We start from the raw sequence: 21,099 nt of genomic DNA on the forward strand, positions 1-21,099 counted from the left end.
GCACAGAGAGCCCAAGAGAAGCCATGAGCCGTTCCGCACACCCCGCCGGGCCCCGTCACGCCGATGTGTATCCCGAGGGGCACTACTCCGCTCCGCCCGCCGACCTCAACACCCTCGACGCGAAGGTGTGGGCCCAGACCGTCGGCCGGGACCAGGACGGTGTCGTCACCGTCGGCGGCATCGACGTGAAGACCCTCGCCGAGCAGCACGGCACCCCCGCCTACATCGTCGACGAGGCCGACTTCCGCGCCCGGGCGCGGGCGTGGCGCGCCGCCTTCGGGACCGACGCCGACGTCTTCTACGCCGGCAAGGCGTTCCTGTCCCGGGCCGTGGTCCGCTGGCTGCACGAGGAAGGGCTCAACCTCGACGTCTGTTCCGGCGGAGAGCTCGCCACCGCCCTGTCGGCCGGCATGCCCGCCGACCGCATCGCCTTCCACGGCAACAACAAGTCGACGGACGAGATCCACCGGGCCGTCAGCGAGGGCGTCGGCCGGATCGTGCTCGACTCCTTCCAGGAGATCGTCCGCGTCGCCCACATCGCTCAGTCGCTGGGCAGGCGGCAGCGGGTGCAGATCCGAGTCACCGTCGGGGTGGAGGCGCACACCCACGAGTTCATCGCGACCGCCCACGAGGACCAGAAGTTCGGCATCCCGCTGGCCGGCGGGCAGGCCGCCGAGGCCGTACGGCGTGCGCTGCAGCTGGACGGGATCGAGGTGATCGGGATCCACAGCCACATCGGTTCCCAGATCTTCGACATGTCCGGCTTCGAGGTCGCCGCCCACCGGGTCGTCGGGCTGCTCAAGGACATCCGCGACGAGCACGGCGTCGAACTGCCGGAGATCGACCTCGGTGGCGGTCTCGGTATCGCCTACACCAGCGACGACGACCCCAGCGAGCCGCACGAGATCGCCAAGGCGCTCCACGAGATCGTCACCCGTGAGTGCGAGGCCGCCAAGCTGCGCACTCCCCGTATCTCCGTCGAGCCCGGGCGGGCCATCGTCGGCCCCACCGCCTTCACGCTGTACGAGGTCGGCACCATCAAGCCCCTCGACGGACTGCGGACGTACGTCTCCGTCGACGGGGGCATGTCCGACAACATCCGTACCGCGCTCTACGACGCCGAGTACAGCGTCGCCCTGGTCTCCCGCACCTCGGACGCGGAGCCGATGCTGGCCCGCGTCGTCGGCAAGCACTGCGAGAGCGGCGACATCGTCGTGAAGGACACGTTCCTGCCGGCCGACCTGGCACCGGGTGACCTGATCGCCGTACCGGCGACGGGCGCGTACTGCCGGTCGATGGCCAGCAACTACAACCACGTACTGCGGCCGCCCGTCGTCGCGGTCAACGACGGTGAGTCCCGCGTCATCGTCCGCCGGGAGACGGAGGAGGACCTGCTGCGCCTCGACGTCGGGTGAATCCGCCCGGAGAACGTCGGTGAATCCGCCCGGAAAGAGGAGGCGGAAGATCTCCTGTCTTCCGCCTCCGTACAAATGAAATAGATGTCTCACGATCCGGACATGGGATAGAAAGTCCCGTCCGGTGAGTGAGACTGGACCAACCGTAGACGGTATGAGGAAACGAGGTCGGATGATGCGTACGCGTCCGCTGAAGGTGGCGCTGCTGGGCTGTGGAGTGGTCGGCTCAGAGGTGGCGCGCATCATGACGACGCACGCCGACGACCTCGCCGCCCGGATCGGCGCCCCCGTGGAACTCGCCGGAGTGGCCGTCCGGCGGCCCGCCCGAGTTCGTGCGGGCATCGACCAGAGCCTCGTCACCACCGACGCGACCGCCCTCGTCAAACGCGGCGACATCGACGTGGTGGTGGAGGTCATCGGAGGGATCGAGCCCGCCCGGACGCTCATCACCACCGCCTTCGAGCACGGCGCCTCCGTCGTCTCCGCCAACAAGGCGCTGCTCGCCCAGGACGGCGCCGCCCTGCACGCCGCCGCCGAAGACCATGACGCGGACCTCTACTACGAGGCCGCCGTCGCCGGCGCCATCCCGCTGATCCGGCCGCTGCGCGAGTCGCTCGCCGGTGACAAGGTCAACCGGGTGCTCGGCATCGTCAACGGCACCACCAACTTCATCCTCGACAAGATGGACACCACGGGCGCGGGCTACCAGGAGGCCCTCGACGAGGCCACCGCGCTCGGGTACGCCGAGGCCGACCCCACCGCCGACGTCGAGGGCTTCGACGCCGCCGCCAAGGCCGCCATCCTCGCCGGGATCGCCTTCCACACGCGGGTGCGCCTCGACGACGTCTACCGCGAGGGCATGGCCGAGGTCACCGCCGCCGACTTCGCCTCCGCGAAGGAGATGGGCTGCACCATCAAGCTGCTCGCGATCTGCGAGCGGGCCGCCGACGGCGCGTCCGTCACCGCGCGCGTGCACCCCGCGATGATTCCGCTGACCCACCCGCTGGCCTCCGTGCGCGGCGCGTACAACGCCGTGTTCGTCGAGTCCGACGCCTCCGGTCAGCTGATGTTCTACGGCCCCGGTGCGGGCGGCGCCCCCACCGCCTCCGCCGTCCTGGGCGACCTGGTGGCCGTCTGCCGCAACCGGCTCAACGGCGCCACCGGCCCCGGCGAGTCCGCGTACGCCGCGCTGCCCGTGTCGGGCATGGGCGAGGTCGTCACGCGTTACCACATCAGCCTCGACGTGGCGGACAAACCCGGAGTTCTCGCCCAGGTTGCCACCGTGTTCGCCGAGCACGGCGTGTCGATCGATACGGTTCGCCAGCAGGGGAAGGACGGCGAGGCCTCCCTCGTCGTCGTCACGCACCGCGCGTCCGACGCCGCCCTGGGCGGGACCGTCGAGGCGTTGCGCAAGCTCGACACCGTGCGTGGTGTCGCCAGCATCATGCGGGTTGAAGGAGAGTAACCAGCAATGACCCACCAGTGGCGCGGAATCATCGAGGAGTACCGGGAGCGGCTGCCGGTGTCCGACACCACGCCGGTCGTGTCGCTCCGCGAGGGCGGTACGCCCCTCGTCCCCGCGCAGGTGCTCTCCGAGCGCACCGGCTGCGAGGTCCACCTCAAGGTGGAGGGCGCCAACCCCACCGGGTCCTTCAAGGACCGCGGAATGACGATGGCGATCACGCGGGCGAAGGAAGAGGGCGCGAAGGCGGTCATCTGCGCCTCCACCGGCAACACGTCCGCCTCGGCCGCCGCGTACGCGGTGCGCGCGGGCATGGTGTGCGCCGTGCTCGTCCCGCGGGGCAAGATCGCGCTCGGCAAGATGGGCCAGGCCCTCGTGCACGGCGCGAAGATCCTCCAGGTCGACGGAAACTTCGACGACTGCCTCACCCTGGCCCGCGCGCTGAGCGACAACTACCCCGTGGCGCTGGTGAATTCAGTCAACCCGGTGCGTATCGAGGGCCAGAAGACGGCCGCCTTCGAGATCGTGGACATGCTCGGTGACGCGCCGGACATCCACGTCCTGCCGGTCGGCAACGCGGGCAACATCACCGCGTACTGGAAGGGGTACCAGGAGTACGCCGCCGACAAGGTCGCCGCGAGGACTCCCCGGATGTGGGGTTTCCAGGCGTCCGGCAGCGCCCCGATCGTGCGCGGCGAGGTCGTCAAGGACCCGTCGACCATCGCCACCGCCATCCGGATCGGCAACCCTGCGTCCTGGCAGTTCGCCCTGGCGGCGCGGGACGAGTCGGGCGGCTTCATCGACGAGGTGACGGACCGTGAGATCCTGCGTGCCTACCGGCTGTTGGCCTCTCAGGAGGGTGTCTTCGTCGAGCCGGCGTCCGCCGCTTCCGTCGCCGGTCTGCTGAAGGCCGCCGAGCAGGGCAAGGTCGACCCGGGGCAGAAGATCGTGTGCACCGTCACCGGCAACGGCCTCAAGGACCCCGATTGGGCGGTCGCGGGCGCACCGCAGCCGGTCACCGTCCCGGTCGACGCGGCGACCGCCGCCGAGCGCCTGGGCCTCGTCTGACCTGAGCGTTGACCTCTGGGAACGGGTGACCGCCAGAGGGGGTGCACAGGGGGCTTACGACACGCATCGTGCGCCTCCTGTGCGCCCTATGTCGCCACAGAACCTTCCTTCGATAGGCTGTAGGCGAACCCGCCCGCCGCATATGCCTCGCATACGGCCGGGTGCCGCGCCGTCTCCGCGGCCCGGAAGCGGTCCCACGGTTCCTCAGAGGTCCCCAGGACCTCATGCACGTATCGAACGTCTTCGACAGTTCCGCAGCTCAAGGAGAGTCATCGAGCGATGGCCGGTCCAGCCTTCCGCGCCGCCGCCGTCCGGGTGCGCGTCCCCGCCACCAGCGCCAACATCGGTCCGGGCTTCGACGCCCTCGGCCTGTCGCTGGGGCTCTACGACGACGTGGTCGTCCGGGTCGCCGACTCCGGGCTGCACGTCGACATCGCGGGAGAGGGCAGCGAGACGCTCCCCCGTGACGAAAACCACCTTCTCGTACGGTCCCTGCGCACCGCCTTCGATCTGCTGGGCGGACAGCCGCGCGGCCTGGAGATCGTCTGCGCGAACCGCATCCCCCACGGCCGTGGCCTGGGCTCCTCCTCCGCCGCCATCTGCGCCGGCATCGTCGCCGCGCGTGCCGTGACCATAGGCGGCGACTCCCGGCTCGACGACGCGGCGCTGCTGGAGCTCGCCACCGAGATCGAGGGCCACCCCGACAACGTGGCCGCTTGTCTGCTCGGCGGTTTCACCCTCTCCTGGATGGAGTCCGGAGCCGCCCGGGCGATCAGGATGGAGCCCTCCGATTCCATCGTTCCGGTGGTTTTCGTGCCCGGTAACCCGGTCCTGACCCAGACCGCGCGCGGACTGCTGCCGCGCACCGTGCCGCACGTCGACGCCGCCACCAACGCGGGCCGCGCGGCCCTGCTCGTCGAGGCCCTGACCAGGCGTCCCGAGCTGCTGCTGCCCGCCACCGAGGACCGGCTCCACCAGGAGTACCGCGCGCCGGCCATGCCGGAGAGCACGGCGCTGGTGGAGCGGCTGCGGGCCGACGGGGTCCCGGCAGTGATCTCCGGCGCGGGACCGACGGTGCTGGCCCTCGTCGACGAGGCCAGCGCCGACAAGGTCGCCCATCTGGCGGGCGAGGGCTGGGCCGCCAACCGGCTGAAGCTCGACGCACGGGGCGCGAGCGTGATGCCGCTCGCCAGCACCAGCGACATCTGACGTTGACAGGTGAAATCCGGCGGCGCTCGCCGGATTTCGAGAGGGGGAATGTTTGTTGGATCCGGTAGTGTTAACCTCAAGTCTGCACCCGACCCCACCATGGCGAGGTGCTTCGTGTCCCCGTCCGGGACAGACATCCTTCCGGGAGCCTCCCAAGCCGCACTGTGTTCAGTACGCCGTACGCGAGCAGTACGTCGTACCCGAGCGCTGAGCGACCTGCCGGGCACGCTCCGGAACCGGTGCGACCAAGCAATGTGACACAGACACTCAGTGCCACGGCTTTGGGAAGCGCCGTCACCACATTCCTCCGCCGTTCAGGCGGACCACCGCCCCGGCAGGGTCCACACAGCAAGGACCACTGTCGGACAGCACAACCGGTCGCCGAGCCAGACAGGCCGACGTCCGCTCCAGGGAAGGACCCTTCGTGAGCGACACCACCGATCTGATGGGCGCACGTGTCGAGGAGACCGCTGCCGCGCCCGCCACGGACGCCTCCGCGCCTGCCAGCGGTGCCGGCTCCCGGCGGCGCCGCGGTACCGGCCTCGAGGGCATGGTGCTGGCCGAGCTGCAGCAGGTCGCATCCGGCCTCGGCATCAGGGGCACCGCGCGTATGCGCAAGAGCCAGCTGATCGAGGTCATCAAGGAGGCGCAGGCAGGTGGGGGCGCCCCGGCCGCGAAGGCCGACGCCGCCGAGACCAAGCCGAAGCGCCGGGCCACCTCCAAGGCCCGTACCGGCGAGGACACCGCGTCCGTCGCCGAGAAGAAGGCGGCCGCGAAGGCTGAGGCGCCCGCCGAGAAGGCCGTGGCCCAGCAGCAGATCGAGATTCCCGGCCAGCCGGCCGGGGGCGCCTCCCGCGATGGGGGCAGCTCCCGCGCGAACGCGGCCGAGCGCGGGGGAGACGACGCTCCCGCGGAGCGCCGCCGCCGTCGTGCCACCGCCGAGGCCGGCAGCCCCGACACGGTCGTCGCCGAGGCCAAGAGCGAGCCGAAGACCGAGACGCCCGCCCAGACGCAGCCGCAGGGCGACTCCAAGGGCGGCGACGCCGATGGTGGCGACGGCCGCCGCCGCGACCGCCGTGAGCGCGGCCGGGACCGTGACCGCGACCGCCGTGGCGGCAAGGGCGACGAGCAGCAGGGCGGCGGTCAGGGTGGCGGCCAGCAGCGCCAGGACCGTCAGGACCGTCAGGACCGCCAGCAGCAGGGCGGCGGTGGCCGTCAGGACCGTCAGCGTGACAACGGCCCGCAGGACGACGACGACTTCGAGGGCGGGCGCCGTGGCCGCCGCGGCCGCTACCGGGACCGTCGTGGCCGTCGTGGCCGCGACGACATGGCCCCGGAGCCGCAGGTCAACGAGGACGACGTCCTGATCCCCGTCGCGGGCATCCTGGACATCCTCGACAACTACGCCTTCATCCGTACGTCGGGCTACCTTCCGGGCCCCAACGACGTGTACGTCTCCCTCGCCCAGGTCCGCAAGAACGGCCTGCGCAAGGGTGACCACGTCACCGGTGCCGTGCGTCAGCCCAAGGAGGGCGAGCGCCGCGAGAAGTTCAACGCGTTGGTCCGCCTGGACTCGCAGAACGGCATGGCGCCCGAATCCGGTCGCGGGCGGCCGGAGTTCAACAAGCTGACGCCGCTGTACCCGCAGGACCGCCTCCGTCTGGAGACGGACCCGGGCATCCTCACCACCCGCATCATCGACCTCGTCGCGCCGATCGGTAAGGGCCAGCGCGGTCTGATCGTGGCCCCGCCGAAGACCGGCAAGACCATGATCATGCAGGCGATCGCCAACGCGATCACGCACAACAACCCCGAGTGCCACCTGATGGTCGTCCTGGTCGACGAGCGTCCGGAAGAGGTCACCGACATGCAGCGGTCGGTCAAGGGCGAGGTCATCTCCTCGACCTTCGACCGCCCGGCCGAGGACCACACCACGGTCGCCGAGCTCGCCATCGAGCGCGCCAAGCGTCTGGTGGAGCTGGGCCACGACGTCGTCGTGCTGCTCGACTCGATCACGCGTCTGGGCCGTGCGTACAACCTCGCCGCGCCCGCCTCCGGCCGCATCCTGTCCGGTGGTGTCGACTCGACCGCTCTGTACCCGCCGAAGCGCTTCTTCGGTGCGGCCCGCAACATCGAGGACGGCGGCTCGCTGACCATCCTCGCCACCGCGCTGGTGGACACCGGGTCCCGCATGGACGAGGTCATCTTCGAGGAGTTCAAGGGCACCGGCAACGCCGAGCTCAAGCTCGACCGCAAGCTCGCCGACAAGCGCATCTTCCCGGCGGTGGACGTGGACGCGTCCGGCACCCGTAAGGAAGAGATCCTGCTCGGCAGCGACGAGCTCGCCATCGTCTGGAAGCTGCGCCGGGTGCTGCACGCGCTCGACCAGCAGCAGGCGATCGAGCTGCTGCTCGACAAGATGAGGCAGACGAAGTCGAACGCCGAGTTCCTGCTGCAGATCCAGAAGACGACGCCGACGCCGGGCAACGGTGACTAGTCGTCCAAGGATGTGACAGAGGGCCGTCCCCGGCGCGGGGGCGGCCCTTTGTGCTGGGCGGGACCGCACCCGCCGAACTGCCCGGGAACACGGCGCCGCGCGAGACCTTGGCCACAAGGATCTTCGCGGGCGGCGATTTCCCGCCGTACCGCATATGTGGCTGAAACCGCAGGTGAACGGTGTTTGGCCGGAAGAATCCGTTACGTGTTGTGGCTGCCTGCCCACAGGGCGGTCACGGTGCGTTGTGCAACCCTTTCCCGAGTTCCGCCGTCTGACCAGGCGGAGCGACGATGGTGCGGTAGGGGCCCACCCGGACCGCATCTGACCCTGAACGCAGGGGGTAACCGACCGGACCAGATTCGAGGAGCGCATGTCCGCCGAGAGCACACCGGAGCCCGGCATACCCGGAGAGCCCGGAAGCACAGGCCGCCACCGAGCCAAGGGCAGCCGCCGTAAACCCCGTGCGAAACGCAAGGGTGTCCTGATCATGGCCTGGATGGCGGCGGGCGTCGTCGTCCTGGGCGGCACCGGAGCCGGCTATCTGTACTTCAAGCTCAACGGCAACATCAAGAGCGTCGACATCGACTCCGTCCTCGGCACCGACCGGCCCACCAAGGTCGACAACGGCTCCGAGAACATCCTGGTCCTCGGCTCGGACACCCGTTCTGGGAGCAACAAGAAGCTCGGCGGCGGCACCGACGACGGCAGCGCACGCTCCGACACCGCGATGGTCGTGCACGTCTACCAGGGCCACAAGAAGGCCAGCGTGGTGTCCATACCGCGCGACACCATCATCAAGCGCCCCGAGTGCACCGACGCCAAGGGCATCGAGCACGACGCCGCGTCCGGCGTGATGTTCAACTCCGCGTACACCACCGGCGGAGCGGCCTGCGCGGTCAAGACCGTCGAGTCCCTCAGCGGCATCCGCATGGACCACTACCTGGAGGTCGACTTCAGCGGCTTCCAGAAGCTCATCGACGAGCTCGGCGGTGTCGAGGTCACCACCACCAAGGCCATCAAGGACCCCGACAGCCACCTCGACCTGAAGGCCGGCACGCACCAGCTCGACGGCGAGCAGGCCCTCGGCCTGGTCCGCACCCGGCACGGCGTCGGCGACGGCTCCGACCTCGGCCGCATCCAGCTCCAGCAGGCCTTCATCAAGGCGCTGATCAACCAGGTCAAGCACGTCGACCTGTTCGGCAACCCCAAGAACCTGTACAACCTCGCCAACACCGCGACCAAGGCCGTGACGACCGACTCCGACCTCGGCTCCGTCAACTCGCTCATGTCGTTCGCCGACGGCCTCAAGGGCATCAGCTCCTCGGACATGAAGATGGTCACGATGCCGGTCCAGTACGACCCGGCGAACATGAACCGCGTGATCGTCCAGAAGAGCAAGGCCAAGCAGGTGTGGACCGCCCTGGAGAACGACCGGGCGATCCCCAAGTCGGCCACCGAGGGCAACGCCAAGGGCGACGCCGCCGGTGTCGTGACCTCGCCGTAGTCGGCGGCAACCGACCGTGACCGTCGGCAGTCGGCGACGGCCGGTCGTACGGCCCCCACGGAGCCCGGGGAATAGAACGACGCGTCCCCCGGTTTTGGGGGATGCGCCCAGTCCTGGCAGACTGGTACGTCGGTCCCGGTTCACGCTTCCGCATCGTGCGGCTGCGACCCGGAACCCTCCCGAAACTAGGAGACACCTTGAAGCGCGACATCCACCCCGAGTACGTCGAGACGCAGGTCAGCTGCACCTGTGGCGCGTCGTTCACCACCCGTAGCACGATCCAGAGCGGCACCATCCGCGCCGAAGTCTGCTCCGAGTGCCACCCGTTCTACACGGGCAAGCAGAAGATCCTCGACACCGGTGGCCGCGTGGCCCGCTTCGAGGCCCGCTTCGGCAAGGCCGCCGGCTCCAAGAAGTAGCGAGCCCCAATCCGCCGGTCCACGGTCGCGCCCCTTCTCCGGGCGCACCGGGACCGGCGTTTTTGGTCGCCCGCCTTCCCCCTCATCGCCGTATCAGGAGCCCAAGATGTTCGAGGCCGTCGAGGAACTCGTCGCCGAGCACGCCGACCTGGAGACGAAGCTCGCCGACCCGTCGGTCCACTCCGACCAGGCCAACGCGCGCAAGCTGAACAAGCGTTACGCCGAGCTCACCCCGATCGTCGCCACGTACCGCTCCTGGAAGCAGGCCGGCGACGACATGGAGACCGCGCGCGAGTTCGCCGCCGACGACCCCGACTTCGCCGCCGAGGTCAAGGAGCTGGAGAAGCAGCGCGAGGAGCTGACCGAGAAGCTGCGCCTTCTCCTCGTCCCGCGTGACCCCAGCGACGACAAGGACGTCATCCTCGAGATCAAGGCGGGCGCGGGCGGCGACGAGTCCGCCCTGTTCGCCGGTGACCTGCTGCGGATGTACCTGCGCTACGCCGAGCGGATCGGCTGGAAGACCGAGATCATCGACGCCACCGAGTCCGAGCTGGGCGGCTACAAGGACGTCCAGGTCGCCGTGAAGACCAAGGGCGGCCAGGGTGCCACCGAGCCCGGCCAGGGCGTCTGGGCCCGCCTGAAGTACGAGGGCGGGGTGCACCGCGTGCAGCGCGTGCCCGCGACCGAGTCCCAGGGCCGTATCCACACCTCCGCGGCCGGTGTCCTCGTCACGCCCGAGGCGGAGGAGGTCGATGTCGAGATCAACGCGAACGACCTCCGCATCGACGTCTACCGCTCCTCCGGACCCGGCGGCCAGTCGGTCAACACCACCGACTCCGCGGTGCGCATCACGCACCTTCCCACCGGAGTCGTCGCCTCCTGCCAGAACGAGAAGAGCCAGCTGCAGAACAAGGAGCAGGCGATGCGTATCCTGCGCTCCAGGCTGCTGGCGGCGGCGCAGGAGGAGGCGGAGAGGGAGGCCGCCGACGCCCGCCGCAGCCAGGTCCGCACCGTCGACCGCTCCGAGAAGATCCGCACGTACAACTTCCCGGAGAACCGCATCTCGGACCACCGCGTGGGCTTCAAGTCGTACAACCTGGACCAGGTCCTGGACGGCGACCTCGACGCGGTGATCCAGGCCTGCGTCGACGCGGACTCGGCGGCGAAGCTGGCGGCCGCGTGAGCGCGTAAGGACGTATAAACGCGTAAGGACGTACCCACGCACGAGTACGACACGGAGGACCTGCGTGCAGCAATCATTTGGGGGGCGGCCCCCCAACCCCCGAGGCGTGCTGCTCGCTGAGGTAGCCCAGGCCACCCAGCGGCTGGCCGACGCCGGCGTGCCCTCGCCGCGCAACGACGCGGAGGAGCTCGCCGCGTTCGTGCACGGCGTGAAGCGGGGCGAGCTGCACACCGTGAAGGACCCCGACTTCGACGCCCGCTACTGGGAGGTCATCGCCCGGCGTGAACAGCGCGAGCCGCTGCAGCACATCACCGGACGGGCCTTCTTCCGCTACCTGGAACTCCAGGTCGGGCCCGGGGTGTTCGTCCCGCGTCCGGAGACCGAGTCGGTCGTCGGGTGGGCCATAGACGCCGTCCGCGCGATGGACGTCGTCGAGCCGCTGATCGTCGACCTGTGCACCGGCTCCGGCGCCATCGCGCTGGCCCTCGCCCAGGAGGTCCCGCGCTCCCGGGTGCACGCCGTGGAGCTGTCCGAGGACGCCCTGCGGTGGACGCGCAAGAACGTGGAGGGGTCCAGGGTGGACCTGCGTCAGGGCAACGCCCTGGACGCCTTCCCGGACCTCGACGGCCAGGTCGACCTGGTCATCTCCAACCCGCCGTACATCCCGCTCACCGAATGGGAGTACGTCGCTCCCGAGGCGCGGGACTACGACCCCGAACTCGCTCTGTTCTCGGGGGAGGACGGCCTCGAACTGATCCGCGGCATCGAGCGCACCGCGCACCGGCTGCTGCGTCCCGGCGGGGTCGTCGTCATCGAGCACGCCGACACCCAGGGCGGCCAGGTGCCGTGGATCTTCACCGAGGAACGGGGCTGGGCCGACGCGGCCGACCACCCCGACCTCAACAACCGCCCGCGCTTCGCGACCGCCCGCCGGGCGATGCCGTGAGCACCCCGCAGACTCTCGACCCGCAGCTGAACGTGTACTTCGTGTACGAGGAGGCCCGCTAGACATGGCTCGGCGATACGACACCAACGACGCGACCGACCGCACGACCGGTCTGCGCGAAGCCGCGTCCGCCGTCCGCCGTGGCGAGCTCGTGGTGCTGCCGACCGACACGGTGTACGGCATCGGCGCCGACGCGTTCTCCTCGGAAGCGGTGCACGACCTGCTGGAGGCCAAGGGCCGCGGCCGCAACATGCCCACCCCTGTCCTCATCGGCTCCCCGAACACCCTGCACGGCCTGGTCACCGACTTCTCCGAGCTGGCCTGGGAGCTGGTCGACGCGTTCTGGCCGGGCGCGCTCACGCTGGTCGCCAGGCACCAGCCGTCCCTCCAGTGGGACCTCGGGGACACCCGCGGCACGGTCGCCGTACGCATGCCGCTGCACCCGGTCGCCATCGAGCTGCTGACCGAGTTCGGCCCCATGGCGGTCTCCTCGGCGAACCTGACGGGCCACCCCGCGCCGGAGGACTGCGACGCGGCCCAGGAGATGCTCGGCGACTCGGTCTCCGTGTACCTGGACGGCGGCCCGACCCCGGGCAACGTGCCGTCCTCGATCGTCGACGTCACCCGCGAGGTGCCCCTGCTGCTGCGCGCGGGCGCGATCTCCGCGGACGAGCTCAGGAAGGTCGTACCCGACCTCGAGGTGGCGAATTGACGGCCCCTGACGCGGGGCGTGGCATATGGGACGGGGAAGAGACGCGGACCTTCACAGGGCTACCGCGTGACAGCTTCCGCATCCTCCACGTCAGCACCGGCAACGTGTGCCGCTCGCCGATCACCGAGCGGTTGACCCGTCATGCCCTGGCGGACCGGCTCGGCGACCCCCTGTGGGGCGGGCTGATCGTGGAGAGCGCGGGCACCTGGGGCCATGAGGGCGCGCCCATGGAGGCCAACGCGGAGGCGGTCCTCGCCGACTTCGGCGCCGACGCCTCCGGCTTCACCGGCCGGGAACTGCTCGACGAGCACGTCATCATGGCCGACCTGGTCCTGACCGCGACCCGCGACCACCGCGCCCAGGTCATCTCCATGGGCCACTCGGCGGGCCTGCGCACCTTCACCCTGAAGGAGTTCACCCGCCTGGTGAAGGCGATAGACCCGGCGACCCTGCCGCCCCTGGAGCACGGCATGGTGGCCCGCGCCCGCGCCCTGGTCCGCGCGGCCGCGGCGCTCCGCGGGTGGCTGCTGGCCCCGACGGCGGAGGCGGACGAGGTCTACGACCCGTACGGAGCCCCGCTGCCCTTCTTCCGCTCGATCGGGGACGAGATACACCAGGCGCTGGATCCGGTGGTGACGGCGCTGACCGGGCTGCCCGCGCGCATGTGACGTGCCGGCCGGTGGTCACCGTCCCCACCGGCGTCCCCGCGAAGGCGTAACAGCCGAGCACCCCACCCGCCCCGGGCCTACATTGGACGTACGCCATCGTCGACGCCCGGAGTCCACCATGCCGGTCACCCATGCCCCAGAGACCGTCGAAGTCCTGCGGCGGCAGGACCCCGAGCTGGCCGAGATCCTGCTCGGGGAGGCGGACCGGCAGGCGACGACGTTGCAGCTCGTCGCCGCCGAGAACTTCACCTCGCCGGCAGTGCTGGCGGCCCTCGGCTCACCTCTGGCGAACAAGTACGCGGAGGGGTATCCGGGGTCCCGGCACCATGGCGGCTGCGAGATCGTGGACGTCGCCGAGCGGATCGCCGTGGAGCGGGCGAAGGCACTGTTCGGGGCCGAGCACGCCAACGTGCAGTCGCATTCGGGGTCGTCGGCCGTGCTGGCCGCGTACGCCGCGCTGCTGCGACCCGGGGACACCGTCCTCGCCCTCGGGCTGCCCTACGGCGGTCACCTCACGCACGGTTCGCCCGCCAACTTCTCCGGCCGCTGGTTCGACTTCGTCGGGTACGGGGTGGACGCGGAGAGCGGGCTGATCGATCACGAGCAGGTACGCACGCTGGCCCGCCTGCACCGGCCCAAGGCGATCGTGTGCGGGTCCATCGCCTATCCCCGGCACCTCGACTACCCCTTCTTCCGTGAGGTCGCCGACGAGGTGGGCGCCTATCTGATCGCCGACGCCGCCCACCCCATCGGGCTCGTCGCCGGGGGAGCGGCGCCCAGTCCGGTGCCGTACGCCGACGTGGTGTGCGCCACCACCCACAAGGTGCTGCGCGGTCCGCGCGGCGGCATGATCCTGTGCGGGGCCGAACTGGCGGAGCGAGTGGACCGGGCGGTCTTCCCCTTCACCCAGGGCGGCGCCCAGATGCACACCATCGCCGCCAAGGCCGTCGCGTTCGGCGAGGCGGCGACGCCGGCCTTCTCGGCGTACGCCCACCAGGTGGTCGCCAACGCGCGGGTACTGGCCGCCGGGCTGGCCGCCGAGGGTCTCGTGGTCACCACCGGCGGGACCGACACCCATCTGGTGACGGCCGACCCGGCGCCGCTGGGCGTCGACGGACGCACCGCCCGCGGCCGTCTCGCCGCCGCCGGCGTGGTGCTCGACTGCTGTGCGCTGCCGCACGGCGACGCCCGTGGACTGCGCCTGGGCACGGCCGCCGTGACCACGCAGGGCATGGGGGAGCTGGAGATGGCACGGATCGCGTTGCTGTTCGGGCAGGTGCTCAGAGGCGTGACCGAGGCCCAGCGGGCTCGTGAAGAAGTACGGGAGCTGGTCGGCGGATTTCCCCCCTATCCCGGCTGAGCGTGGGTAGGCGCACATCCGTACACAGCCACACGTGCAACCATCGTCGCTACCCGAAAGTCCCCAACGGTATGCGCGCATCGCTAGTGTGTGGGGCTGAGATGGCCAGCGAGACCTGTGGGGAAGCCCGTGCGTGAATACCTGCTGACGCTCTGCGTGACGGCCGCGGTGACGTATCTGCTGACAGGGCCGGTACGGAAGTTCGCGATCGTCGCCGGAGCGATGCCGGAGATCCGGGCACGTGACGTGCACCGGGAGCCAACTCCGCGGCTCGGCGGGATCGCCATGTTCTTCGGTCTGTGCGCGGGGCTGCTGGTCGCCGACCACCTCGCCAACCTCAACGAGGTCTTCTCCAAGTCCAACGAGCCCCGGGCCCTGCTCTCCGGGGCGGCCCTGATCTGGCTGATCGGTGTCCTGGACGACAAGTTCGAGATCGACGCCCTGATCAAGCTGGGCGGCCAGATGATCGCCGCCGGCGTGATGGTCATGCAGGGTCTGACCATCCTGTGGCTGCCCGTCCCGGGTGTCGGTTCGGTGGCGCTGACCCAGTGGCAGGGCACCCTGCTGACGGTCGCGCTCGTCGTCATCACCATCAACGCGGTGAACTTCGTGGACGGCCTCGACGGCCTCGCCGCCGGCATGGTGTGCATCGCGTCGGCCGCGTTCTTCCTGTACGCCTACCGCGTCTGGGTGTCGTACGGCATCGAGGCCGCCGCCCCGGCCACGCTGTTCTCGGCGGTCCTGATGGGCATGTGCCTGGGCTTCCTGCCGCACAACATGCACCCCGCGCGGATCTTCATGGGCGACTCCGGTTCGATGCTCATCGGCCTGGTGCTGGCCGCCGGCGCCATCTCCATCACCGGGCAGGTCGACCCGGACGCGCTGAAGCTGTTCGCCGGTTCCGAGCAGGCGGCCGTGCACCAGACGGTCCCGGTGTACATCCCGCTGCTGCTGCCGCTCACGATCATCGCGATCCCGGCCGCCGACCTGATCCTGGCCATCGTGCGCCGCACCTGGCGCGGCCAGTCGCCGTTCGCGGCGGACCGCGGGCACCTGCACCACCGCCTGCTGGAGGTCGGCCACTCGCACAGCCGCGCGGTGCTGATCATGTACTTCTGGTCGGCGCTGATCGCCTTCGGCGCGCTGGCCTACTCGGTGAACTCCGCGTCCATGTGGATCGTGCTCGGCGTCGTGTTCCTCAGCGCGATCGGACTCCTCCTGCTCCTTCTGCCGCGCTTCACGCCACGCGCCCCGCGCTGGGCCGAGCACCTCCTGCCGCCGCGCTACCGCCGTCGGCGGCAGGCCGTGGAGGATCTGGTGCCCGCGGCCCTGCTGGAGGACGAGAAGAGCCGTACCCCCGTGGTCGCGGGAGTGGCGGGTGTCAACGGGGCGACCGCCCTCGGCGCTCGTTCACACGTCCTGGACGGGCGAAGGCCAGCACCTCGCGCTGACGTCACAAGGTAAGAATCTGACTAGAGCATTGCCAACTCGTGGGGAAGCAAAGCCGCCCAATACCAGACAAGACACCCCGGATCTTGCACAGACGCGCACTGTCACTCTCATGTGTGACAGCGAGCACACCCACTTGGTAAAGACCGCATCAAATAGTTTGTGATACGGTTCACGAGAACCCGGATAGAACCAAAGGACCGCAGTGCGACGGTTCATTGGTGCGAGATCTCGACACTCGACCCGGGGACTACGCTCGTCCATGACGACACCCCTGCCCCCCTGCGAAAGCGGAGTTGCCGCCATGCCGTCCAACGACGTCCGGATCCTCCTCCAGGCCGCTGTGCCCACAGCTGTCGCCGGCGCGCTCGCCGCCGTCGTCAGTGGTGTGGTCGCCGGTGGCAAGGGAGCGGTCGGAGCCGTCGTCGCGACGCTGGTCGTGATCCTCTTCATGGGGCTGGGCCTTTACATTCTGCAGCGCACTGCCAAATCGCTTCCGCACCTCTTCCAGGCGATGGGCCTCATGCTGTACGCGACCCAGATCCTGCTGCTGTTCGTCTTCCTGGCCGCGTTCAAGAACACCACGCTCTTCCACCCCAGGGCCTTCGCGTTCACGCTGGTCGCCGGCACCCTCGCCTGGATCGCCGCGCAGACCCGTGCGCACATGAAGTCCAAGATTCTCTACGTCGAACCCGAAAAATCGGGGCACTCGTCGTGAGGGGTAGGGCCGGAATAAAGGCGCACGAGATCTCCTGCTATCGTCCGGTGCCAACTGCGGCATCGCGGGCGCGGGCATCTGAGCTGACGCCTGTTCAATCGCGAGGCGAGATGCCCAAGAGCCGCCCCCACATCCGAAACACCAGTCCCGTGCCGAACCGCGGCTGCATGCCGCGCCGACACAACGAGGTTGCCGTACCTATGCGTCACGCTGAAGGAGCCCGCGGTGAGTGCTGACCCGACGCAGGTGCTCGCCTTCGAGACCGATTGCCACATCTTCGAAGGTTGTGGCTTCCCCTCTCCCGGCCTGCACTCGTTCCTGTTCGAGCCCCTCGTGGGCGACGCGGACAGCAACGTGTACTTCAACAAGACGATGCTGCTGGCGCTCCTCGGGTCGATCATCATCGTCGGCTTCTTCTGGGCCGCCTTCCGTAAGCCGCAGGTCGTCCCCGGCAAGCTCCAGATGGTGGCCGAGGCGGGCTACGACTTCGTCCGCCGCGGAGTCGTCTACGAGACCATCGGCAAGAAGGAGGGTGAGAAGTACGTACCGTTCATCGTCTCCCTCTTCTTCTTCGTCTGGATGCTGAACCTGTGGGCGATCGTCCCGCTCGCTCAGTTCCCGGTCACATCGATCATCGCCTACCCGGCGGGACTCGCGGCCATCGTCTACATCCTGTGGGTGTCGCTGACTTTCAAGCGGCACGGCTTCGTCGGCTTCTTCAAGAACGTGACGGGCTACGACAAGTCGCTGGGCCCGGTGCTTCCGCTGGCGATGTTGATCGAGTTCTTCTCGAACATCCTGGTCCGCCCGTTCACCCACGCCGTGCGACTCTTCGCGAACATGTTCGCCGGTCACACCCTGCTGCTGCTCTTCACGCTCGCCAGCTGGTACCTGCTGAACGGCATCGGTATCGCCTACGCGGGTGTCTCGTTCATCATGACCATCGTGATGACTGCCTTCGAGCTGTTCATCCAGGCGCTGCAGGCGTACGTGTTCGTGCTGCTGACCTGCACCTACATCCAGGGCGCGCTGGCCGAGCACCACTGAGCCGCCGCCCCTGAGGACCCCCTACAAGTCGTCCGGTGGCCAACCCCACCGGGTCCGTAAAGAAAAGGAAGAACTGGCATGTCTAACCTTGCCGCTGTCACCGGCTCGCTCGGCTCCATCGGTTACGGCCTTGCTGCCATCGGCCCCGGCGTCGGCGTCGGCATCATCTTCGGTAACGGCACCCAGGCTCTGGCCCGTCAGCCCGAGGCCGCCGGCCTGATCCGTGCCAACCAGATCCTCGGCTTCGCCTTCTGTGAGGCGCTGGCCCTGATCGGTCTGGTCATGCCCTTCGTCTACGGCTACAAGTAAACCGCTGCCGGACCAGCCGACTAGACGAAAGGCATACACATGAGCCCGCTGCTCACGATCGCGGCCGAGGAGATGGAGAATCCCCTCGTCCCGCCGATCCCCGAGCTCGTCATCGGCCTGATCGCCTTCGTCATCGTCTTCGGCTTCCTCGCCAAGAAGCTCCTCCCGAACATCAACAAGGTTCTGGAAGAGCGTCGCGAGGCCATCGAGGGCGGTATCGAGAAGGCCGAGGCCGCGCAGACCGAGGCCCAGAGCGTCCTCGAGCAGTACAAGGCCCAGCTCGCTGAGGCCCGTCACGAGGCCGCGCGGCTGCGCCAGGAGGCGCAGGAGCAGGGCGCCACGCTCATCGCGGAGATGCGCGCGGAAGGCCAGCGGCAGCGTGAGGAGATCGTCGCCGCCGGTCACGCCCAGATCGAGGCCGACCGCAAGGCCGCCTCGTCCGCGCTGCGCCAGGACGTCGGCAAGCTCGCCACCGACCTGGCCGGCAAGCTCGTCGGCGAGTCCCTCGACGACCACGCCCGGCAGAGCCGCGTCATCGACCGCTTCCTCGGCGAGCTCGAGGAGAAGGCCGAGGCCGCGCGATGAACGGAGCGAGCCGCGACGCCCTGGCAGCCGCACGTGAGCGACTCGACGCGCTGACGGACTCCACGTCCGTGGACGCCGGCTCGCTCGCCGACGAGCTGGCCGCCGTCACCGCGCTGCTCGACCGCGAGGTGTCGTTGCGTCGGGTCCTGACCGACCCGGCGCAGTCCGGTGAGGCCAAGGCCGAGCTGGCCCAGCGACTGCTCGGATCCCAGGTCAGCGGCTCGACCGTCGACCTGGTGTCCGGCCTGGTGCGTTCCCGCTGGTCGCAGTCGCGCGACCTGGTGGACGCCCTGGAGGAGCTGGCGAACCTCGCCGACCTCACCGCGGCCCAGAAGGCGGGCACGCTCGACAGCGTCGAGGACGAGCTGTTCCGGTTCGGCCGGATCGTCACCTCGAACACCGAGCTGCGTGCCGCGCTGACCAACCGCAAGGCCACCACCTCGGCCAAGAGCGAGCTGCTGCGCAGCCTCCTCGGCGGCAGGGCGGCCCCGGCCACCGAGCGTCTGGTGACGCGCCTTGTCGCCGCGCCGCGGGGACGTAGCCTGGAAGCGGGACTGGAGTCCCTGTCCAAGCTGGCAGCCGACCGCCGGGACCGCATGGTGGCCGTCGTCACCTCGGCGGTTCCGCTGAGCGACCCGCAGAAGCAGCGCCTCGGTGCTGCCCTCGCGAAGCTCTACGGCCGCACGATGCACCTCAACCTGGACGTGGACCCCGAGGTCCTCGGCGGAATCCGGGTGCAGGTCGGCGACGAGGTCATCAACGGTTCCATCGCGGACCGCATCGAGGACGCCGCCCGCCGGCTGGCGAGCTGACCGCAACTTAATAGCAGTACGTACGTGATGACGGCCCAGTTGGGTCGTGCAGAAGAATCCTGGGGGTCGCCCCCAGACCCCCAAAGTGAAACTTCGGGCCCAACAAGGAGAGCAGGGAACCCAGATGGCGGAGCTCACGATCCGGCCGGAGGAGATCCGGGACGCGCTGGAGAACTTCGTCCAGTCGTACAAGCCGGACGCGGCCTCGCGCGATGAGGTCGGTACGGTCACGCTTGCCGGCGACGGCATCGCGAAGGTGGAGGGTCTGCCCTCGGCCATGGCCAACGAACTGCTGAAGTTCGAGGACGGCACCCTCGGCCTCGCGCTCAACCTGGAAGAGCGCGAGATCGGTTGCGTCGTCCTCGGAGAGTTCAACGGCATCGAGGAGGGCCAGCCGGTCACCCGTACCGGTGAGGTGCTCTCCGTGGCTGTCGGCGAGGGCTACCTCGGCCGCGTCGTCGACCCGCTCGGCAACCCGATCGACGGCCTCGGCGAGATCGAGACGTCCGGCCGCCGTGCCCTGGAGCTGCAGGCTCCCGGCGTCATGGCCCGTAAGTCGGTGCACGAGCCGATGGAGACCGGCTACAAGGCCGTCGACGCGATGACCCCGGTCGGCCGCGGTCAGCGTCAGCTGATCATCGGTGACCGCCAGACCGGCAAGACCGCCCTGGCCGTCGACACGATCATCAACCAGCGCGACAACTGGCGCTCGGGCGACCCGAAGAAGCAGGTCCGCTGCGTCTACGTCGCCATCGGCCAGAAGGGCTCGACCATCGCCTCCGTGCGTGGCGCCCTCGAAGAGGCCGGCGCGCTGGAGTACACGACCATCGTCGCCGCCCCGGCGTCCGACCCGGCCGGCTTCAAGTACCTGGCGCCGTACACCGGTTCGGCCATCGGTCAGCAGTGGATGTACGAGGGCAAGCACGTCCTCATCATCTTCGACGACCTCTCCAAGCAGGCCGACGCCTACCGCGCCGTGTCGCTGCTGCTGCGCCGCCCGCCGGGCCGCGAGGCCTACCCGGGCGACGTCTTCTACCTGCACTCCCGTCTGCTGGAGCGCTGCGCGAAGCTCTCCGACGACCTGGGCGCCGGCTCGATGACCGGTCTGCCGATCGTCGAGACCAAGGCGAACGACGTGTCGGCGTTCATCCCGACCAACGTCATCTCCATCACCGACGGCCAGTGCTTCCTGGAGTCGGACCTGTTCAACGCCGGTCAGCGCCCCGCGCTGAACGTCGGTATCTCCGTCTCCCGAGTCGGTGGTTCCGCGCAGCACAAGGCGATGAAGCAGGTCTCCGGCCGGCTCCGCCTCGACCTCGCCCAGTACCGTGAGCTGGAGGCGTTCGCCGCCTTCGGTTCCGACCTGGACGCCGCGTCGAAGTCGCAGCTGGAGCGAGGTCAGCGCCTGGTCGAGCTGCTCAAGCAGCCTCAGTACCAGCCGATGCCGACCGAGGACCAGGTCGTCTCCGTGTGGGCCGGTACCACCGGCAAGATGGACGACGTTCCGGTCTCCGACGTCCGCCGCTTCGAGAAGGAGCTCCTGGAGTTCCTGCACCGCAAGGAGCAGGGCCTCATGACCTCCATCAAGGAGGGCGGCAAGATGTCGGACGACACCCTCACCGCCATCGCGGACGCCATCGCCGAGTTCAAGAAGCAGTTCGAGACCTCGGACGGCAAGCTGCTCGGCGAGGACGCCCCGGCGGCTGTCAACGTCTCCAAGTGACGTAAGGAAGGGA

Annotated in this window: 19 protein-coding genes; all 19 read left to right on the forward strand. The window is 69.3% G+C overall.

All coding sequences use genetic code 11. The annotated features are described in order from the left end of the window. The first annotated feature begins 23 nt into the window (after nucleotides 1-23). The 19 genes from lysA (at nucleotide 24) to atpA (ending at nucleotide 21,086) form a co-directional block, all read left to right on the forward strand. Nucleotides 24-1,415, forward strand: coding sequence for a diaminopimelate decarboxylase (lysA, locus tag ABZ027_RS03115; RefSeq protein WP_356763781.1), 1,392 nt, complete (start codon nucleotides 24-26; stop codon nucleotides 1,413-1,415). 172 nt (nucleotides 1,416-1,587) lie between these two features. Continuing rightward, nucleotides 1,588-2,880, forward strand: a complete 1,293-nt coding sequence (locus ABZ027_RS03120; RefSeq protein WP_356763783.1) for a homoserine dehydrogenase — start codon at nucleotides 1,588-1,590, stop codon at nucleotides 2,878-2,880. 6 nt (nucleotides 2,881-2,886) lie between these two features. After that, nucleotides 2,887-3,945, forward strand: coding sequence for a threonine synthase (gene thrC, locus ABZ027_RS03125; protein WP_356763785.1), 1,059 nt, complete (start codon nucleotides 2,887-2,889; stop codon nucleotides 3,943-3,945). Between the two features lie 279 nt (nucleotides 3,946-4,224). Continuing rightward, entirely contained in the window at nucleotides 4,225-5,154 is a 930-nt protein-coding gene (gene thrB, locus ABZ027_RS03130; protein WP_356763787.1) for a homoserine kinase, read from the forward strand. A 424-nt stretch (nucleotides 5,155-5,578) separates the two neighbouring features. Further along, complete coding sequence (gene rho, locus ABZ027_RS03135) at nucleotides 5,579-7,651, forward strand: transcription termination factor Rho (protein WP_356763789.1); 2,073 nt, start codon at nucleotides 5,579-5,581, stop codon at nucleotides 7,649-7,651. Between the two features lie 370 nt (nucleotides 7,652-8,021). Then, nucleotides 8,022-9,155 carry an LCP family protein gene (locus tag ABZ027_RS03140; protein WP_356763791.1) on the forward strand — a complete coding sequence of 378 codons (1,134 nt, stop codon included), beginning with the start codon at nucleotides 8,022-8,024 and terminating at the stop codon, nucleotides 9,153-9,155. Nucleotides 9,156-9,352: 197 nt separating this feature from the next. Beyond that, on the forward strand, nucleotides 9,353-9,574 hold the full coding sequence (gene rpmE, locus ABZ027_RS03145) for a 50S ribosomal protein L31 (RefSeq protein WP_059301453.1): 222 nt from the start codon (nucleotides 9,353-9,355) through the stop codon (nucleotides 9,572-9,574). A 106-nt stretch (nucleotides 9,575-9,680) separates the two neighbouring features. After that, the gene (prfA, locus tag ABZ027_RS03150; RefSeq protein WP_356763794.1) at nucleotides 9,681-10,757 is read left to right on the forward strand and encodes a peptide chain release factor 1; all 1,077 of its coding nucleotides are present in this window, start codon (nucleotides 9,681-9,683) and stop codon (nucleotides 10,755-10,757) included. Between the two features lie 106 nt (nucleotides 10,758-10,863). Then, nucleotides 10,864-11,703 carry a peptide chain release factor N(5)-glutamine methyltransferase gene (prmC, locus tag ABZ027_RS03155; protein WP_356763796.1) on the forward strand — a complete coding sequence of 280 codons (840 nt, stop codon included), beginning with the start codon at nucleotides 10,864-10,866 and terminating at the stop codon, nucleotides 11,701-11,703. A gap of 64 nt (nucleotides 11,704-11,767) precedes the next feature. Continuing rightward, a complete protein-coding gene (locus ABZ027_RS03160) occupies nucleotides 11,768-12,415 on the forward strand; it encodes an L-threonylcarbamoyladenylate synthase (RefSeq protein ID WP_356763798.1) in 648 nt (215 codons plus the stop codon). After that, on the forward strand, nucleotides 12,412-13,083 hold the full coding sequence (locus ABZ027_RS03165) for a protein-tyrosine-phosphatase (RefSeq protein ID WP_356763800.1): 672 nt from the start codon (nucleotides 12,412-12,414) through the stop codon (nucleotides 13,081-13,083). The genes ABZ027_RS03160 and ABZ027_RS03165 overlap by 4 nt, the downstream gene beginning before the upstream one ends. Nucleotides 13,084-13,201: 118 nt before the next feature. Then, complete coding sequence (gene glyA, locus ABZ027_RS03170; protein WP_356763802.1) at nucleotides 13,202-14,443, forward strand: serine hydroxymethyltransferase; 1,242 nt, start codon at nucleotides 13,202-13,204, stop codon at nucleotides 14,441-14,443. A gap of 129 nt (nucleotides 14,444-14,572) precedes the next feature. Then, nucleotides 14,573-15,907, forward strand: coding sequence for an MraY family glycosyltransferase (locus ABZ027_RS03175; protein WP_356763804.1), 1,335 nt, complete (start codon nucleotides 14,573-14,575; stop codon nucleotides 15,905-15,907). A gap of 289 nt (nucleotides 15,908-16,196) precedes the next feature. Continuing rightward, nucleotides 16,197-16,610 (forward strand): hypothetical protein, encoded by a 414-nt coding sequence (locus ABZ027_RS03180; protein WP_356763806.1) that lies wholly within the window; start codon nucleotides 16,197-16,199, stop codon nucleotides 16,608-16,610. A 225-nt stretch (nucleotides 16,611-16,835) separates the two neighbouring features. Beyond that, the gene (atpB, locus tag ABZ027_RS03185) at nucleotides 16,836-17,657 is read left to right on the forward strand and encodes a F0F1 ATP synthase subunit A (protein WP_356763808.1); all 822 of its coding nucleotides are present in this window, start codon (nucleotides 16,836-16,838) and stop codon (nucleotides 17,655-17,657) included. Nucleotides 17,658-17,735: 78 nt separating this feature from the next. Further along, a complete protein-coding gene (gene atpE / locus ABZ027_RS03190) occupies nucleotides 17,736-17,966 on the forward strand; it encodes an ATP synthase F0 subunit C (protein WP_356763810.1) in 231 nt (76 codons plus the stop codon). Between the two features lie 39 nt (nucleotides 17,967-18,005). Next, on the forward strand, nucleotides 18,006-18,551 hold the full coding sequence (locus ABZ027_RS03195) for a F0F1 ATP synthase subunit B (RefSeq protein ID WP_356763812.1): 546 nt from the start codon (nucleotides 18,006-18,008) through the stop codon (nucleotides 18,549-18,551). Then, the gene (locus ABZ027_RS03200) at nucleotides 18,548-19,363 is read left to right on the forward strand and encodes a F0F1 ATP synthase subunit delta (protein WP_356763814.1); all 816 of its coding nucleotides are present in this window, start codon (nucleotides 18,548-18,550) and stop codon (nucleotides 19,361-19,363) included. The genes ABZ027_RS03195 and ABZ027_RS03200 overlap by 4 nt, the downstream gene beginning before the upstream one ends. A gap of 124 nt (nucleotides 19,364-19,487) precedes the next feature. Continuing rightward, complete coding sequence (gene atpA, locus ABZ027_RS03205; RefSeq protein WP_356763816.1) at nucleotides 19,488-21,086, forward strand: F0F1 ATP synthase subunit alpha; 1,599 nt, start codon at nucleotides 19,488-19,490, stop codon at nucleotides 21,084-21,086. The last annotated feature ends 13 nt before the right edge of the window (nucleotides 21,087-21,099 follow it).

The organism is Streptomyces sp. NPDC006332, assembly GCF_040612855.1.
Taxonomy (GTDB): Bacteria; Actinomycetota; Actinomycetes; order Streptomycetales; family Streptomycetaceae; genus Streptomyces.

Bases quoted from the DNA above. Each gene is read 5' to 3' on its own strand.
- thrC (WP_356763785.1), top strand. From the start codon at position 2,887: ATGACCCACCAGTGGCGCGGAATCATCGAGGAGTACCGGGAGCGGCTG.
- ABZ027_RS03160 (WP_356763798.1), top strand. From the start codon at position 11,768: ATGGCTCGGCGATACGACACCAACGACGCGACCGACCGCACGACCGGT.
- prfA (WP_356763794.1), top strand. From the start codon at position 9,681: ATGTTCGAGGCCGTCGAGGAACTCGTCGCCGAGCACGCCGACCTGGAG.
- ABZ027_RS03120 (WP_356763783.1), top strand. From the start codon at position 1,588: ATGATGCGTACGCGTCCGCTGAAGGTGGCGCTGCTGGGCTGTGGAGTG.
- glyA (WP_356763802.1), top strand. From the start codon at position 13,202: ATGCCGGTCACCCATGCCCCAGAGACCGTCGAAGTCCTGCGGCGGCAG.
- lysA (WP_356763781.1), top strand. From the start codon at position 24: ATGAGCCGTTCCGCACACCCCGCCGGGCCCCGTCACGCCGATGTGTAT.
- ABZ027_RS03195 (WP_356763812.1), top strand. From the start codon at position 18,006: ATGAGCCCGCTGCTCACGATCGCGGCCGAGGAGATGGAGAATCCCCTC.
- thrB (WP_356763787.1), top strand. From the start codon at position 4,225: ATGGCCGGTCCAGCCTTCCGCGCCGCCGCCGTCCGGGTGCGCGTCCCC.
- ABZ027_RS03140 (WP_356763791.1), top strand. From the start codon at position 8,022: ATGTCCGCCGAGAGCACACCGGAGCCCGGCATACCCGGAGAGCCCGGA.
- atpA (WP_356763816.1), top strand. From the start codon at position 19,488: ATGGCGGAGCTCACGATCCGGCCGGAGGAGATCCGGGACGCGCTGGAG.
- ABZ027_RS03180 (WP_356763806.1), top strand. From the start codon at position 16,197: ATGCCGTCCAACGACGTCCGGATCCTCCTCCAGGCCGCTGTGCCCACA.
- atpE (WP_356763810.1), top strand. From the start codon at position 17,736: ATGTCTAACCTTGCCGCTGTCACCGGCTCGCTCGGCTCCATCGGTTAC.
- ABZ027_RS03200 (WP_356763814.1), top strand. From the start codon at position 18,548: ATGAACGGAGCGAGCCGCGACGCCCTGGCAGCCGCACGTGAGCGACTC.